At 59.1% G+C, this 14,826-nt stretch carries 17 protein-coding genes; 4 read left to right on the top strand and 13 right to left on the bottom strand.

Features of this window, described 5'->3' with window-relative positions; translation table 11 throughout:
- Positions 1–23: 23 nt before the first annotated feature.
- Entirely contained in the window at positions 24–461 is a 438-nt protein-coding gene (locus tag HKK55_RS07685; RefSeq protein ID WP_169354099.1) for a DUF3995 domain-containing protein, read from the bottom strand.
- 93 nt (positions 462–554) lie between these two features.
- On the opposite strand from HKK55_RS07685, the gene HKK55_RS07680 reads away from it, so the two are divergent.
- Complete coding sequence (locus tag HKK55_RS07680; protein WP_169354098.1) at positions 555–944, top strand: DUF2946 domain-containing protein; 390 nt, start codon at positions 555–557, stop codon at positions 942–944.
- 94 nt (positions 945–1,038) lie between these two features.
- Entirely contained in the window at positions 1,039–3,165 is a 2,127-nt protein-coding gene (locus HKK55_RS07675; RefSeq protein WP_169354097.1) for a TonB-dependent siderophore receptor, read from the top strand.
- A 118-nt stretch (positions 3,166–3,283) separates the two neighbouring features.
- Here the strand turns inward: HKK55_RS07675 and HKK55_RS07670 are convergent, their stop codons facing one another.
- From HKK55_RS07670 to HKK55_RS07660, 3 genes are all read right to left on the bottom strand, one after another.
- Positions 3,284–4,300, bottom strand: a complete 1,017-nt coding sequence (locus tag HKK55_RS07670; RefSeq protein ID WP_169354096.1) for an ABC transporter substrate-binding protein — start codon at positions 4,298–4,300, stop codon at positions 3,284–3,286.
- Positions 4,301–4,426: 126 nt separating this feature from the next.
- Positions 4,427–4,624: a hypothetical protein gene (locus tag HKK55_RS07665; RefSeq protein ID WP_169354095.1), complete on the bottom strand. Its 198-nt coding sequence runs from the start codon at positions 4,622–4,624 to the stop codon at positions 4,427–4,429.
- Positions 4,624–5,073 carry a hypothetical protein gene (locus tag HKK55_RS07660; RefSeq protein WP_178128871.1) on the bottom strand — a complete coding sequence of 150 codons (450 nt, stop codon included), beginning with the start codon at positions 5,071–5,073 and terminating at the stop codon, positions 4,624–4,626. Before HKK55_RS07660 ends, HKK55_RS07665 begins: the two co-directional genes overlap by 1 nt.
- A 416-nt stretch (positions 5,074–5,489) precedes the next feature.
- Between HKK55_RS07660 and HKK55_RS07655 the strand changes: the two genes are divergently transcribed.
- Both HKK55_RS07655 and HKK55_RS07650 read left to right on the top strand, forming a co-directional pair.
- Entirely contained in the window at positions 5,490–5,774 is a 285-nt protein-coding gene (locus tag HKK55_RS07655) for a hypothetical protein (RefSeq protein ID WP_237151324.1), read from the top strand.
- A gap of 111 nt (positions 5,775–5,885) precedes the next feature.
- Positions 5,886–6,116 (top strand): hypothetical protein, encoded by a 231-nt coding sequence (locus HKK55_RS07650; RefSeq protein WP_169354093.1) that lies wholly within the window; start codon positions 5,886–5,888, stop codon positions 6,114–6,116.
- Positions 6,117–6,177: 61 nt separating this feature from the next.
- Here HKK55_RS07650 and HKK55_RS07645 read toward each other — a convergent pair whose 3' ends face one another.
- The 9 genes from HKK55_RS07645 to HKK55_RS07605 all read right to left on the bottom strand — a co-directional run bounded on the left by HKK55_RS07645 (position 6,178) and on the right by HKK55_RS07605 (position 14,821).
- A complete protein-coding gene (locus HKK55_RS07645; RefSeq protein ID WP_169354092.1) occupies positions 6,178–6,381 on the bottom strand; it encodes a hypothetical protein in 204 nt (67 codons plus the stop codon).
- A 315-nt stretch (positions 6,382–6,696) separates the two neighbouring features.
- On the bottom strand, positions 6,697–7,101 hold the full coding sequence (locus HKK55_RS07640; RefSeq protein WP_169354091.1) for a TraR/DksA C4-type zinc finger protein: 405 nt from the start codon (positions 7,099–7,101) through the stop codon (positions 6,697–6,699).
- A gap of 417 nt (positions 7,102–7,518) precedes the next feature.
- The gene (locus HKK55_RS07635) at positions 7,519–8,571 is read right to left on the bottom strand and encodes an ABC transporter permease (RefSeq protein ID WP_169354090.1); all 1,053 of its coding nucleotides are present in this window, start codon (positions 8,569–8,571) and stop codon (positions 7,519–7,521) included.
- A 62-nt stretch (positions 8,572–8,633) separates the two neighbouring features.
- Positions 8,634–10,187, bottom strand: a complete 1,554-nt coding sequence (locus tag HKK55_RS07630; protein ID WP_169354089.1) for a sugar ABC transporter ATP-binding protein — start codon at positions 10,185–10,187, stop codon at positions 8,634–8,636.
- Between the two features lie 63 nt (positions 10,188–10,250).
- Positions 10,251–11,180 carry a sugar ABC transporter substrate-binding protein gene (locus HKK55_RS07625; RefSeq protein WP_169354088.1) on the bottom strand — a complete coding sequence of 310 codons (930 nt, stop codon included), beginning with the start codon at positions 11,178–11,180 and terminating at the stop codon, positions 10,251–10,253.
- A 49-nt stretch (positions 11,181–11,229) separates the two neighbouring features.
- Entirely contained in the window at positions 11,230–11,415 is a 186-nt protein-coding gene (locus HKK55_RS07620) for a hypothetical protein (RefSeq protein ID WP_155586303.1), read from the bottom strand.
- Between the two features lie 139 nt (positions 11,416–11,554).
- A complete protein-coding gene (locus HKK55_RS07615; RefSeq protein ID WP_169354087.1) occupies positions 11,555–12,607 on the bottom strand; it encodes a Gfo/Idh/MocA family protein in 1,053 nt (350 codons plus the stop codon).
- Positions 12,608–12,774: 167 nt separating this feature from the next.
- On the bottom strand, positions 12,775–13,635 hold the full coding sequence (locus HKK55_RS07610; protein WP_169354086.1) for a sugar phosphate isomerase/epimerase family protein: 861 nt from the start codon (positions 13,633–13,635) through the stop codon (positions 12,775–12,777).
- Positions 13,636–13,795: 160 nt separating this feature from the next.
- Positions 13,796–14,821: a Gfo/Idh/MocA family protein gene (locus HKK55_RS07605; protein WP_169354085.1), complete on the bottom strand. Its 1,026-nt coding sequence runs from the start codon at positions 14,819–14,821 to the stop codon at positions 13,796–13,798.
- Between the last annotated feature and the right edge of the window lie 5 nt (positions 14,822–14,826).

Here is a 14,826-nt window from a genome sequence, read left to right as displayed (position 1 = left end):
CGGTACACATTTACCGCCGCCACTTACCCCCAGGCCACCACCAACAACCCCGCTCCCAATACCAGACACAGCGGCGAATAGAACAACGTATCCAACCGCGCAAACCGCGACCCGCCCACTTTCTTGAAAAAACCCACCAGCTCCGAATCCCCGATCGCCCTGGCAAACATCACCAAGGCAACTGCACTGATGCCCCACTGCAAAGCATCATTGGAAACCGGTTCGAAGTACAACCCCGCCCGTAAGCACACCAGTAGCGCAATCAGCACCAGCCCTACCGCCACCAGAAAAGTGCCCAGCGTCGAGGGCTTGAATGCCGGGCGTGGGCCTCTGGCGAATTCACCGGGCAACTGCGGAATGGCCGCTGTGCTCCCCAGCTTGCCACCTGCTGCCCAGTACAAATGCACCATGCTGATAAAGGCAAACGCTGCGACGATCCACCGCGCAATAACAAAGCTCATGGCTGGATTTCCCTGAAAAAGTGGGAAAGAGGATAGTTCTCCTGAGATTTTTTGCAGGCCATTCGTCGGCGACTGATGGTAAAGTGCCGCCCCATGAAACTCGCCCGGACGGACCGCTCGCTCATTGCCTGGATGCTTTACTGCTGCGTCCTGTTCAATGTGTTCGCCTGCAGCATTGGTCACGGGCAGATGGTCGGGATGCAGCTCAATGGCATCGGCGGCCAGTTCTGTACGGTGGACCCGCGCACCCAGGCGCCGGCCCCGACCAACTCCACCGATGAATCCCTGCCGACACTGTCCAAGGCCTTCGGCTGTCCGCTGTGTTCCAGTGGCGGCATGGGCCCGGCGCTCAACTCCAGTCTCAACGTGGCGGTCTTGCCACAACCCCACGCGCCGCCGGCGACTATCGTAGCCAGTGCTGACATTCCTGCCCGCTTCACCTGGCCCGCGGCCAACCCGCGCGCGCCACCCGCCCACGCCTGATACCTGCGCTTTCTGATCTGCACGGAACACCGTCTCCTTCGGGAGTACGGTTGGCTGTGCGTTGCTTTCAAGCCACGTTTTTCAGGATGTACCGATGAAACATTTACCTCTGTTGGCAGGCCTGTTCGGCTGCCTGCCTGTCAGCGCCTGGGCCATTGAGCTGGCGCCCACCACGATTGATGGCGAACAGGCCGCCGAGCCGGGCCTGGCACTGGACCAGTCCAGTGGCATGGCCTCGCGCCTTGGGCTGAACGTGCGGGAAACTCCGGCGTCCATCAGCATCGCCAACCGCAACGATATCGAACGCCATGGCGCCAGGACTTTCCGTGAAGCAGCCAACACGCTGCCCGGTGTCAACGCCAGTGCACCGCCAGGGTTTGGCGGGTTTATCTCCTATCGCGGTTTCACCAGCAGCCAGATCACCCAGATGTTCAACGGCGTCGCTGTATCCGGAGGTCTGGCACGGCCGGTGGATTCCTGGATCTATGACCGGGTGGAACTGGTGGGCGGCCCCTCCTCTCTGATCAACGGCGCCGGCTCCGTCGGCGGCTCGTTGAACTACGTGACCAAGCTGGCCACCCGTGAAGAACAAGCCGCCGAGGGCCAGCTCACCTATGGCAGCTACGACACCGCCGGCATCGCCTTCGGCCTCAACCATGCCCTGACCGAGCCTGGCGCCGAGGTCCAGCATTACGCGCGCCTGGATGTGAGCCGCAACACCAACCACACCTACATCGACCGCCAGCAGCGCGACGCCTGGAGCGTGGCCTTTTCGCTGCTCAGCGATTTCACGCCCGACCTGTCCCACACCCTGGCCCTGGAATACCAGGACGAACACGAAGACAGCCCCTATTGGGGCACGCCGGTGCTCAACCCCAAGGCCGGCGAGTTGAAGATCGACAAACACAACCGCTTCAATAACTACAACGTCGCCGACGGCCGCTACGAGCAGCGCACGATCTGGGCGCGGTCGATCATCGACTACCGGATCAACGACAGCACCAGCCTACGCAACACCCTCTATCACCTGGACAGCCAACGCGACTATCGCAACCTGGAGACGTACCAGTACAACGCCGACAACAGCGCGGTGAATCGCTCGACCGCGTATCAGGTACGCCATCAAGGCCAGCAGAACGGCAACCAGTTCGAGCTGCGCCACGAAGACACCTTCTTCGGCCTGGCCACCACCTGGTCCGGTGGTTTCGAGTACAAGGTCAACAGCACCACCAACAACCCGCTGAACGTGCCGGGCAACAGCACTGTGAACCCGAACAGCTATGATCCGGGGCACTTCTATGACCTTCCCGACACCAAGCCCGGGTTTATCCAGGACAAGACCAACGAAGTGACCACCAAGGCGCTGTTCGTGGAAAACCGCCTGGGGCTGACCGACACATTGTCGTTGCTTACGGGCCTGCGCTACGACGCCATTGACCTGGACGTGACCAACCACCGCGAGTTGACAGCCAGCAACCCTCGGCACGCCAAGCGCAGTTGGGAGCCCGTTACCGGGCGGATAGGCCTCACGTATCAGTTCATTCCGTCAGCCAATGTCTACGTGCAATACAGCACCGCCGCCGAACAGCCGTCGAGCACCACCCAGGTGTTCGATGTGTCCACCGGCAAGCAGTGGGAAGTGGGCAGCAAGTTCGACTATCTGGATGGTCGGGGTTCGGCCACCGTCGCGGCCTACAAGATCGAACGCAAGGACTTCGCCGTGACCGACCCGTTGGATCCTACCCGTAGCATTCCGGTGGGCGCGCAGACGTCCAAGGGTATCGAGCTGGCCAGTTCGTTGCGGATCACACCCAGGCTGCTGGCCGAAGGCAACTTCGCCTGGGTCGATGCCGAGTACGATGACTTCAATGAGAAGATCGCCAGCGGCGCGGTGGTGTCGCGCAAGGGCAACACACCGACCAACGTGCCGAAACGGGTCGGCAATCTGTGGCTGACTTATGACTTCTCACCGGACTGGCAAGGTGGTGTGGATGCGCGGTATGTGGCGTCGGTGTATGCCGACAATGCCAACACGATGACGGTGCCGGCCTACACCGTGTTTGGGACGTTTCTGAAGTACAAGGTCGATCAGCACACCTCAGTGACCGGCCGCGTGCGTAACCTGACCAATGAGGTGTATGCCGAGTTTGCCCATGTGTCGCCGGCGTATTATTTGGGGTCGCCGAGAACGTTTGAGGTGGCGGTGCAAACCCAGTTCTAATGCTGGAACACTGTTAGTGTGGCGAGGGGGCTTGCCGGATCGCCACAGGTCAGTGTTCGCTCTCCAAATACGGCTGGCTTTTCAAAAACCTTGAAAGGGCTGTCCGTAAGATCGGATGTTATTTCAGGCTCGCTTCAACCTTCTGTGCCACATCGTCCGTCAGCCAGGCTTTCCAGACTTCAGGATGAGCCTTGAGAAACGCCTGCGCCACCTCGCGCGGTGGCGTGTGCTTTTCGCTCATCTCGGCCAGGGCCTGGTTCAGGGGTTCGATCGGGAAATCAACCTTGGCAAAGAATGCGGTGATCTGCGGATGCTCCTTCTGGAACGGCGCTGACACCCCGATGCTCAACTTGGACGCCAGGGAACGGGTCGGTTTCGGGTTGGGGTTGTCGGCGTCAGTCAGGGTTTTCCAGGCTTCGGCGTCGAACGGTGGCTCTTGCAACTGGATCAGCTTGTAACGGCCCATCAGCGGTGTGGGAGACCAGTAGTAGAACAGGACCGGCTTGCCACGGCGGATCGACGAGGCAATCTCGGCATCCAGCGCGGCGCCCGAGCCACTGCGAAAATTCACATAACTGTCGTCAAGCCCATAAGCCTTGAGTTTCTGTTTGTTGACGATTTCCGAAGTCCAGCCAATCGGGCTATTGAGGAAGCGGCCCTTGCTCGGCGCTTCCGGATCCTTGAACACGTCCTTGTACCGCGCCAGGTCCGTCACACTGTGCAGATCCGCAGCCAAGGGTTTGATACCTTTGGCCGGATCGCCTTTGACGACGTATTCCGGAACCCACCAGCCTTCGGTGGCGCCCTTGACGATATCCCCCAAGCCCAGCACTTTGCCTTCGGCCTCGGCCTTGACCCACACCGGGCTGCGACCTGCCCATTCTTCACCAATCACCTGGATGTCATTTTTCGCCAGAGCGGTTTCCAGGGTGATGGTGGTACCGGGCAACGTATCGGTGGGCAAGTCATAGCCCTTTTCGACGATCACCCGCAGGACCTCGGTGATCAGGCTGCCACTTTCCCAGTTCAGGTCAGCAAAATGAATCGGCGCCTGGGCGGCCGATACCGGCAGTGAAGCCGCCGACAACCCCAGGGTCGTCAGTGATGCCGCCAACAACGCTCGAAATCCTTTCATGCCTTTACACCTCGTGTTTGACACAGCAATAGCGGACGGCTTTGCTGTTACACCGCAAAAGCCTCTGAATACTTAAGTCAGCTCAACTGTAGTAGAGGTTCCGGTGAACACGGTGTACCACCGTTCTTATGGCAGGTTGTGCAAACGCTGCAACTCCCGGCGCACCATGCTGGCGTACTCGGCGGGACGAAGCTCATACAACTGACTGGCCACCCAGCTTAACCAGGCGCCTTGCAACTCGGGTTTGTGGGCAAGCAACTCGGCTGCCTTGGCCTGGGCATCCGCCAGGTGCTGCTGATGAAACTGGGCCCGGTCCAGGCTCATTACTCGCTGGCCTTGAAGGTCACGAGTTCACCCTTGCGCCATTTGGCGGCCTTGCCGGTCACGGCTTTCAGGGTTTTGGTCAAGCCTTCCTGTAGCTGCTCATTGGCCGCGAATACCAGCATGACGCTATGGCCTTCCTTGAACACGATGCCCTGGCCTTCGGCCGAGGAAACAAAGGCGTAGTCGCCCAAGCCATACACCGTCAACTTGATCTCACGAAACTTCAGCTCGAACTTCCCGCCTTCACGACTGGGCAGTACGGCGGCGCGGAAATGATCGCCCACTTTGAGTTCCAGATGCTGTTTGTCGTCTACCACCAGCGCCGATTCGGTATCGAGCTCGGCGATGTAAATGCCTTCAGGCGTCTGTTCAGTGATGTAGACGTAACGAGATTGAAACTGCTTGACCAACTTTGCACGCAAATCGCCCAGCACAAATAGCGCGTGCATATCCAGATTACTGACTGCCAAGGAAACGCCCCCACATCAAAAAAGGTGCTGCCCGCCCAGGCGCGCAGCACGAAAAAGCGGCCGATTCGGCACGATCACACAACAAGAACACTGAAAAACTGAAGAAGATCCCCACCGCTGCACCGCAAGCCTAGTACAGGCGCGCCCAACGCACCTTGTGCAAGGTCGTCAGGCGTAGCAGGAAATCACAGGTTCAACCGCCAGAGAATACTGGTGGACCTGCTTCAGAGAATAACCCATTTAAAAAAGAAGAATTCCGACAGCCTATACAAAAGGACATCCATTGAATGGAACCAGACGCCGGATGCTGACGACAATACTAAAACAGCAGCACGGGTCAAAACCACTCGAAATACTGCAAGCGGGTCAACACGACTGATCGACGGGAGCTGACGATGCCACTACTCCAACTTCAACGCGACGCTGCACTGTCCCCTACGGGCTCATCCAGCCTGAACCCGAAGCCATTCTACAACCTGTACGCCGAAGGCGGGTGCCTGCATTCGGCGCTTTATCGAGTCATACCCGCCGGCAAGAACTTTTTCCATATCCTGGAAGTACCCAGTGGCCGAATCAAAGGATTTCGCAGTGACCATAACCAAGCTTGTGCCCTGGCCAAGGAACTGGAAATCACTCTCTACGCGTTGAACGCCAACGTGGTCGTTTCGTCACATCGATGACTTTACTGCGCCACCCGAGCACAACAACTGCCATACTCATCCGTCCACTGACGCCGGTCCCTCCGTGGGGCAGGTTTCATCAGCGCAATTACCTCCAAGGGAAGGCTTTACGTGACGGAATTTGATATAGGCGAATTTTTCATCCATGGCGAAGCCAGGGAGGTAGACGGTGAGTTCCAGGCCGTGATTGTGATGCGGGCCAAAGCACCGCTGACGACCGTCACGACTCACCAGGTGGAAAAGGATCGCTGGTTCAAAACCGTAGACGCGGCTGATACCGCTGCCAAAGAAGCCGCCAAGGCCCTCAAGACCGCAGTCGACTCCGGGGCGCTGACGTCCTAGATGCCGATTGGGCGATCGCCGTCGACGAACCGAACAACACCTGCACCCACCCCACCCGCTTTCAATGCAGGCTGTCTGACTGCTCCATTTGAAGCAGCACCTGCCAGGCAGCCTTGCACTCTTCGGCCTCATCGCGACTGGCGAAGGCGGTACCTCGCTGCTCGCCATTGAGCAGCACCACCCAACAGGCTTTCTGGCCCAGCGCACGCAGGGTAGCCGGTACACCACTGCCAATCATCACGGCCACATCGACTTTGCTTTGCATGGAGACTCTCCAGGGAGTTAGTTAGCTACCTAACAATGTTCACCATGCTACTGGTTTCCTCCAGTAGGAAAAAGCTATCCCCGGAATAGCTTCATTGCATAAGCCGTAACAATCTTCGTCGGCGACTGACAGGGCGTAATCGAGGGAGGATATGGGATAGCTCGTGAGTCGACTCGCCGAAGGTTTCGACAGTCTCGGATAGCAGTGCGCTTACTGTGCGATTTTCCAGACTAGATAGCCTGAACTTCAGGCGAGCGAAATCTATTGCAGGAGAAAGCGAGCACTGGGCGCGCGCCTCACTCCTGCAAGATCACATCAAGCTTGGCGCTGATGCTTGTCGATTTGCTCGTGGCGCTCTTGCGCTTCGATGCAGTACTTGGTGGTCGGGCTGATCAGCAGGCGCTTGAGGCCGATAGCCTCGCCGCTGTCATCGCACCAGCCAAAGGAGTCTTCCTTGATGCGGCCCAGGGCTTGTTCAAGTTGCGGCAGCATACGCTGGTCGCGGTCGATGGCATTCACCAGCCAGGTGCGCTCTTCTTCAACAGATGCGGCATCCGCCGGGTCAGCCGGGGTGTCCAGGCTTTCAATGGCGATACGGTTCTGCTCAATGCGCTCGTGGTGTTCCACTTTCATGTCTTGCAACAACTGCTCGAAAAAAGCGTGCTGCTCGGCATTCATGTAGTCATCCGCCGGCATGGCCAGCAACTTTTCCTTTGTCATTGATTTCTCTATAAAAAATACGTGCATTAAGGCGAATAAGGGAGCGTTCCGGCCGACCCTTGCAGGTCTCGGAAAGGCGCCGTCCATTCCAAGCGCCACCCGGCACTCAATTTACGAGGGGCGGCAGTCTAAGGCCGACTTGAGGGCTCAGCAACTGAAATGACAGGCAATTTTTCCAAGATAACCCCCAAAAGCACCAGGACGGGCTCGGCGAACGGTCATCGGAGTGCGTTTATAGCAAGAAATTCACTGTTGTGGAGCTATATAGAAGACAAACGGTTAAATCTGGCTGGCGAAGATCGAATGTGGGAGCCGGGCTTGCTCGCGAAGGCGGAGCATCAGTCGCAGGATGTATCAACTGATCCACCGCCTTCGCGAGCAAGTCGAATCGTCGCACCGCCGCTCCCACATTATTGCTCAGCGCTTGAGCTTGCGCTTGTTGCGGTACTGGTCGATCACCACCGCCACCACGATGATCAAGCCCTTGATGATGTCCTGGATATACGCATCCACGCCCACAAAGGTAAACCCGCTGGCCATCACCCCGAGGATCAGCGCGCCGATCACCGTGCCGGTAATGCGCCCTACCCCACCTGCCAGGCTGGTACCGCCGATCACCGCCGCGGCAATCGCATCCAGCTCATAAGACATGCCCATCCCCGCCTGCCCGGTGGCCGCCCGTGCCGACGCCACGACCCCCGCCAGACCCGCCAGCAAGCCGGCGATGCTGTAGACGATGATCAGGTGGCGCTTGACGTTGATCCCCGAGGTCCGCGCCGCCTGCATGTTGCCACCGATGGCGTAGGTGTACTTGCCGTACTTGGTGTAGCGCAGGGCGATATGGAAGATCACCGCCACCACCAGGAAGATGATCACCGGCATCGCACCGTGACCGATGGCGGTATACGAATCCGACAGCATGCTCACCGGCTGGCCTTCGGTGTAATAACGGGCCAGGCCACGGGCCGAGACCATCATGCCCAAGGTGGCAATAAACGGTGGAATGCCGGTGACCGCGATGATGCTGCCGTTGATCGCCCCCGCCAGCAACCCGACACCCAACCCCATCGCCACCGGTATCCACACCGGCAAGTCGGTCAGGGACGGGAACACCGCCCGGGAAAAGTCGGAGGTCTGCGCCAGGCTGGCGGCGATCATTGCCGACAGCGCCAACACCGAGCCTGAGGACAGGTCAATACCGGTGGTAATGATCACCTGGGTCACGCCGATCGCCAGCAGGCCGATGATCGACACTTGCAGGATCATCAGCACCAGACGCTGGGAGTTCATCAAAAAGCTCTGATCGCGCACGATCCAGCCGAACACTTCAAACACCAGGCCGATGCCGATCAGCACCAGGAAAATGCTCAGCTCAGTCGGGAGCCGTCGACGGCTCTTGGCCGGTGCCGCGGAGGGTTTCTTCTCCTCGGACTTCTTTTCCTCGGGTTTGCTTTCCAGTATCGCGTTCATAACCACTCACCTTTTTTTATCGCGTGGCGCAGGCCCTGTCGCAGGCCCGTGCTTTCTATTCGTTAGTGGACCGCCGTCATACCGGAAGCCAGTTGCATGACTTTTTCCTGGGTCGCATCGGCGCGGTCCAGGGTGCCCATCAGGTCGCCTTCGTGCATCACCATTACCCGGTCGCTCATGCCCAGGACTTCCGGCAGCTCCGAAGAAATCATGATCACGGCCATGCCTTCGCTGGCCAGGTAGGAAATCAACCGGTAGATCTCAGCCTTGGCGCCGACGTCGATGCCACGGGTCGGCTCATCCAGAATCAACAGACGCGGGTTGGTCATCAACCAGCGGGCCAGCAAGGCCTTTTGCTGATTACCGCCAGACAACGTATCGATGCACTGTTCAAGGGACGGGGTTTTCACCCGCAGCTTCTTGCACATGTCTTCGCACAGGGTCCGCAGGGCTTTCTGCTGGATAAAGCCGTTGCCCGAATAGTGCGGCAGCACGGCCATCTCCATGTTTTCCAGCACCGACAGGCAAGGGAACAGGCCACTGAGCTTGCGGTCCTCGGTCAACAGTGCAAAACCCTTTTCGATAGCCATGTGCGGGTCACTGATGCGCACCGTCTGGCCGTCAAGCTTGATTTCGCCGCCACTGCTGGGAGTGATGCCAAAGATGGTTTCCGCAACGTTGGTACGCCCGGAACCCATGAGCCCGGCAATGCCCAGGATCTCCCCCGCGTGCAGGTCAAAGGACACGCCCTGGAACACCCCATCGAGGCGCAAGTCGCGCACTGACAGCAGCAAATCGCCGATGGGCTTTTCCCGCACCGGGAACAACTGGCTCAGTTCGCGGCCCACCATCATCGAGATCAGGCTGTCGCTGTTCATGCTGTCGGCGCGTTGCAAGCCGATATAGGCGCCGTCGCGAAACACCGCCACTTCATCGGCGATGGCAAACACTTCATTCATTTTGTGGGTGATATAGATGATGCCTTTGCCCTGGGATTTCAGGTCGGCAATGATCGAAAACAGGTGAGCCACTTCCTTGTCGGTAATGGCGGAAGTGGGTTCGTCCATGATCAGGATGTCGGAGTCATAGGACACCGCCTTGGCGATCTCCACCATCTGCCGCTCGGCGATGCTCAGGTTGCCGACCTGCTCCTCGGGATCGAGGTTGATGCGCAGGCGCTCCAGCAGTTGCGCGGTGCAGCGATGCATTTCCCGGTGGTTGACCATGTGCAGGCCATTGAGCTGCTCGCGGCCGATCCAGATGTTCTCGGCGATGCTCATGTGCGGCATCAGGTTGAGTTCCTGGTGGATCATCGCGATCCCAGCCTTCTGCGCCGCCAGCGGCGTTTCAAATACAATCGGCTTGCCACGCAGGCGGATTTCCCCAGTGTCAGGCTGGTAGATGCCGGCGATGATCTTCATCAGCGTCGACTTGCCCGCACCGTTCTCGCCCATCAGCGCCAGCACGGAACCGGGGCGCACCCGCAGTTGCACATCGGCCAGGGCCACGACGCCGGGAAAGCCTTTGCTGATGTTGACGATTTCCAGCAGGTAGGGTTCTTCCAGCAGCGCGGGCTGGACGCCGGGAGGCTGCGAGACAGTGGCTTGAGCGAGCATATCGAGTACTCCATCAGCAGGGCGACCGTGGCCACCCTGCCCGCTTATTGTTGTTATGAAGGGCTACTTGAAATCTTTGACGTTGTCCGGGGTGATCAGCTGGAACGGGATCACCACGTTCTGCTCGATGGGTTCGTTCTTGGCCATCTTGCGCGCCGTCTCCACCGAATTATCCGCCTGGCCCTTGGCATCCTGGAAGGCCGACACGGTCATGTCACCCTTGGAGATCGCGTTCAGGCCGTCCGGCGTGCCATCGACACCCGCAATCAATACGCCTTTCTTGCCCGCTGATTTCAGCGCCATGGCGGCGCCAATCGCCATCTCATCGTTGTTCGACAACACCGCCTGGAAGTCGCGGCCCTGAGTCAACCAATCGTTGACCAGGGTCATGCCCTTGTCACGCAACCAGATACCGGTCTGCTCTTGCTCGACCTTGATACCCGGGTACTTGGCCAGGACTTCCTTCACACCCTTGGTACGGTTGGTGGTGGAGTTATTCGCCAGGTCACCCAGCAGGATCACAATGTTGCCCTTGCCGCCGAGTTTTTCGGCGATGTACTGCATTTGCAGTTTGCCGGCTTCGACGTCATTGGAAACCACCGCTGCGACGCCCGCGGGCAGTGTCTGGCTGTCAGGACGACGGTTGACGAACACCAGCGGGATTTTCGCAGCGGTGGCGGCCTTGATGATGTTAGCCGTCGAAGCGGTGTCCACCGGGTTGACGATAATGGCGTCGACATTCTGGCTGATGAAGTTCTCGACCTGGCTCAGTTGTTTGACCACGTCGGCGCGGGCGTCTTCAAACTGCAGCTGCACGCCATCGCCCTTGGGATAGGACTTGGCTTGCTTGTCCATGTCTTCGCGCAGGTAGGTCAGGAAGGTGTCATCGAAGGCGGACATGCTCACGCCCACTTTGATATCGGCGGCCGCAGCGAAACCGCTGGCCAGCATCATGGACAGGGCCAGCGCGGTAAAACGGATCGGGGTCTTCATGAACGGTCTGTCTCCACATTCTTGTTGGTTTTGTTGGACGTTACGTTGGTCAGAGCGGGCCTTGCGACGTCGGCAGTCGAACAATCGGTGCGCCTGGAATGCAGCAGACCAGGGCGCCTTTGTTTTCGACGCACAGCACATTGAGGAAAGAGAAGTAAAACGGCCGGGCGCGGGGCAGACCGCGTGGCGTATGGGCAGGGCGTAAAATTCGCAGTACAGCGTTGAAGATTTTCATCTGACGGTACCTGGTTGTTTTTGATCTTGTTTTTGTTGAGCCGCCAGAATCGCCTTGATGGCAGGTCGGGACGGCACTTTGGGCAACCTGGAAATGACTTTATTGGAAAATAATTTCCATATCAACCTATTTTAGAATTTTATTCTATTTTCGTTCCATGGACCTCAATCGCAGCCATTTCCACCACTTGTTGACGCTTGGAACTCAGCCGCGCCGCGTCCAGTACCCGGGTAGTTGCCAGGGCATCACGAGCGTTTACCGGCAACGGCCCATCACCGTGCACAGCACTTTGCAACTGTTGATAGAACTGGTTCCAGCGGCCTTTTTCCGACGGCACCCGCTCACGCTCCGGGCCTTGTTCGAACCAACCCCAGCGCCGGTGCTCTTCCGCGCCCCAGTGCTCACCCTCGGTTTTCGGGGTCAGACCTGCCATCAGGGCTTCTTCCTGGCCGTCCAGGCCGTCGACGGTGTAACACCCCAGGCTGCCATTGACCCGAAAACGCGGAGCCTGGCTGTTTTGCAAAGCGCTGCCCCACAGGTGCGCGATTACGCCGCTGGTGTGGGTCAAGGAGACAAAAAAGCCGTGGTCGACGTCCGGGTGTTCAGCGGTGTAATGCAATTGCGCAAAGACCCGATCCACCGGGCCGAACAGTTGCAGCGCCTGGTCCACCAGATGGCTGCCGAGGTCGCGCAGAAACCCGCCACCGCTGGCATTGCCCACGGATTTCGGGCTGTAGCGTTCCACCCGGGATTCAAAGCGAGTGATGGTGCCCAAGGCACCGCTGTCGATCAGCTTGCGCAGGGTCAGGAAGTCCGAATCCCAGCGCCGGTTCTGATAGACGCTGAGCAACACGCCCTGGCGCTCGGCGGCGGCAATCATCTCGAACGCTTCGGCAGCATCGCTGGCGAAGGGTTTATCACTGACCACCGCCACACCGTGCTCAATCGCTTCCAGCACCAATGCCGGACGCCCTTCCAGGGTGGTGGAAATCACCAGGGCATCAATGCCAGCCTCAACAATCTGGCCGATGTTATCGAACGCCTTGACCCCAGGGTGTTCGGTCGCCAGCAGTTGGCGGCGTTCCGGCGAGCGAGTCACCACGCCGACGAAGGTTGCCCCCGGCAGGCTGGCAATCAGCGGGGCATGAAAAAAACGGCCACCGTGGCCGTATCCAACCAGTCCGATTCGCATACAGGTACTCCATGATTGAGTGTGGCGAGGAAGCTTGCTCCCGTTGGGGTGCGAAGCGCCCCCAAACCCAGAACTCGCGGTATATCAGTCAGACCTCCGTTGCGCTTGATGCGACTGCTGCGCAGTCGAACGGGAGCAAGCTCCCTCGCCACAATGGTGGGAACGATCTACCGGCAGAGTTCACGGGTCACCCGCTCCAGCATCATCCGGTTGGACTCATCTGGCCGATCCTCCCAGGCAAACACCGAGACCGTGGCGATGCCGTCGAACTTGATCTCCCGCAGGGTGCTGAAAAACGCCTCCCAGTCCACTTCACCCTGGCCGATGTCCAGATGCTGATGCACGGTGGCGGTGACGCCCGGCGGGTTGACGATGTAGCGCAGCCCGGAAGACGCCTTGTGGTTGTAGGTGTCGGCGATGATCAAGTGGCTCAGCTTGCTGCCGGCGTACTTGAGCATCGAGGCGATGTCACCCTTGCCGTCGTCATAGAAGAAGGTGTGGGGCGCGGCGTAGAGGTAGTTGATCCAGTCGCGATCCAGGCCGCGAATGATGTCCACCGATTCGTTGTTGCGTTCGCAGAAGTCGTAGGGATGCGCCTGGATATCCAGCTTGATGCCTTCGCGTTCAAACTCCGGCATCAACTCGTCCATGGAGCGCATGAACTGGTTTTCGCAGACCAGCGGGTTATCCGATTGGCCAGTGAACTCGGTGTTAACCAGCTCGCAGTCCATTTCCACGGCGATCTGGATCGCGCGTTTCCAGTTGCGCACGGCGGCAACCCGCAGGCCTTCGTCGGCGGCGGCCCAGTGGTACATGGGCAGCAAGGATGAGAGTTGCACCCCGGTGTCGCTCAAGGCTTTGCGAAACTCCTTGATGCGTGCCCGGTCGACGCGCGGCGCCTTGTAGAACGGCAGGAAATCTTCCCGAGGGGACAGTTCGATGTGCTGGTAGCCGAGTTCGGCAACCTTGTCGACCATCTGGCCCAGGGGCAGGTGGCGGTACATGTAGGGGTCTAGGGCGATGCGCATTTTCGGAGCCTCCCGGATCTGGGGGTGAAACCCGATCAACTGTGGGAGCTGGCTTGCCTGCGATAGCGGTGTATCAGGCGACAGTGATGTTGAATGTGCCGCCGTCATCGCAGGCAAGCCAGCTCCCACACTGACCGGGTTCCTCCAATGGAATAGGTGGTTAACCGTAGAAGCGTGGGCGATCCGGCAGGCCGACTTTGACAATCTGCCCACTGTTTTGCGCCTCGATACACGCATCCGCCGCCACCGCCGCCGCAAACCCATCCCACGCCGACGGCCCACTCACTTGCCCGGCGCGCACGCCGTCGATGAACGCTTGCAGCTCAACGTCATAGGCCGCGATAAACCGGTCTTTCCAATCCATCAGAATCGCGTTGGACAGCTTGGCGCCGCTGCGCATCTGCACCTGGGACGGTTCCGGCAGCTTGGCAATGCCGGTCTCCCCCACCACTTCGCACTGGATGTCGTAGCCGTATTGGCAGTTCACGAAGACTTCCACATCGATACGTGTGCCCTTGGCGGTTTCCAACAACACGATCTGCGGGTCCCGCAGGTGACCATGGGCTTTACTGGTCTTACGCGGGAACACCACTTGCACCGACACATAGTCATCGGCCAGTAACCAGCGCAACACATCCAGCTCATGGATCAGCGTGTCGGTGATCGCCATGTCGGTCTTATAGTTCTCACCCACAGTCGGGTTGCGATGCGCGCAATGCAGCATCAGTGGCTCACCGATCTGGCCGCTGTCGATCACAGCCTTCAAGGCGCGATAGCCTTCGTCATAAGGACGCATAAAACCCACCTGAACCAGGCGCTTGCCGTGGGCCACTTCGGCCTCGACGATCTTGCGGCAGCCTTCTGCGGTCACCGCCAGGGGCTTCTCACAGAACACTGGTTTGCCGGCAGCGATGGCAGCCAGCACGAACTCTTCGTGGCTCGGGCCCCAGGAGGTGACCAGGATCGCCTCGACTTGCGGCGAGTTGATCAGCGCATGGCCGTCGGGGTAGACCTCGGCAGTGAGCTTCAAGTCGGCGACGACCTTGGCGGCCTGCTCAAGGTTGATGTCGGTAACCGCGACGACCTGGCTGTTGAGCAGGGTCTGGCTGCAACGACGGATGTGATCCTGGCCGATGGCGCCGGTACCGATAACGCCTAACCGCAACGAATTAGAGAGCAAAGACATGTAAA

It is taken from the genome of Pseudomonas sp. ADAK18 (genome assembly GCF_012935695.1).
Lineage (GTDB): Bacteria > Pseudomonadota > Gammaproteobacteria > Pseudomonadales > Pseudomonadaceae > Aquipseudomonas.
The sequence above is the reverse complement of the archived record's forward strand: the minus strand, read 5'-3'. Positions and strand labels throughout refer to the sequence as shown.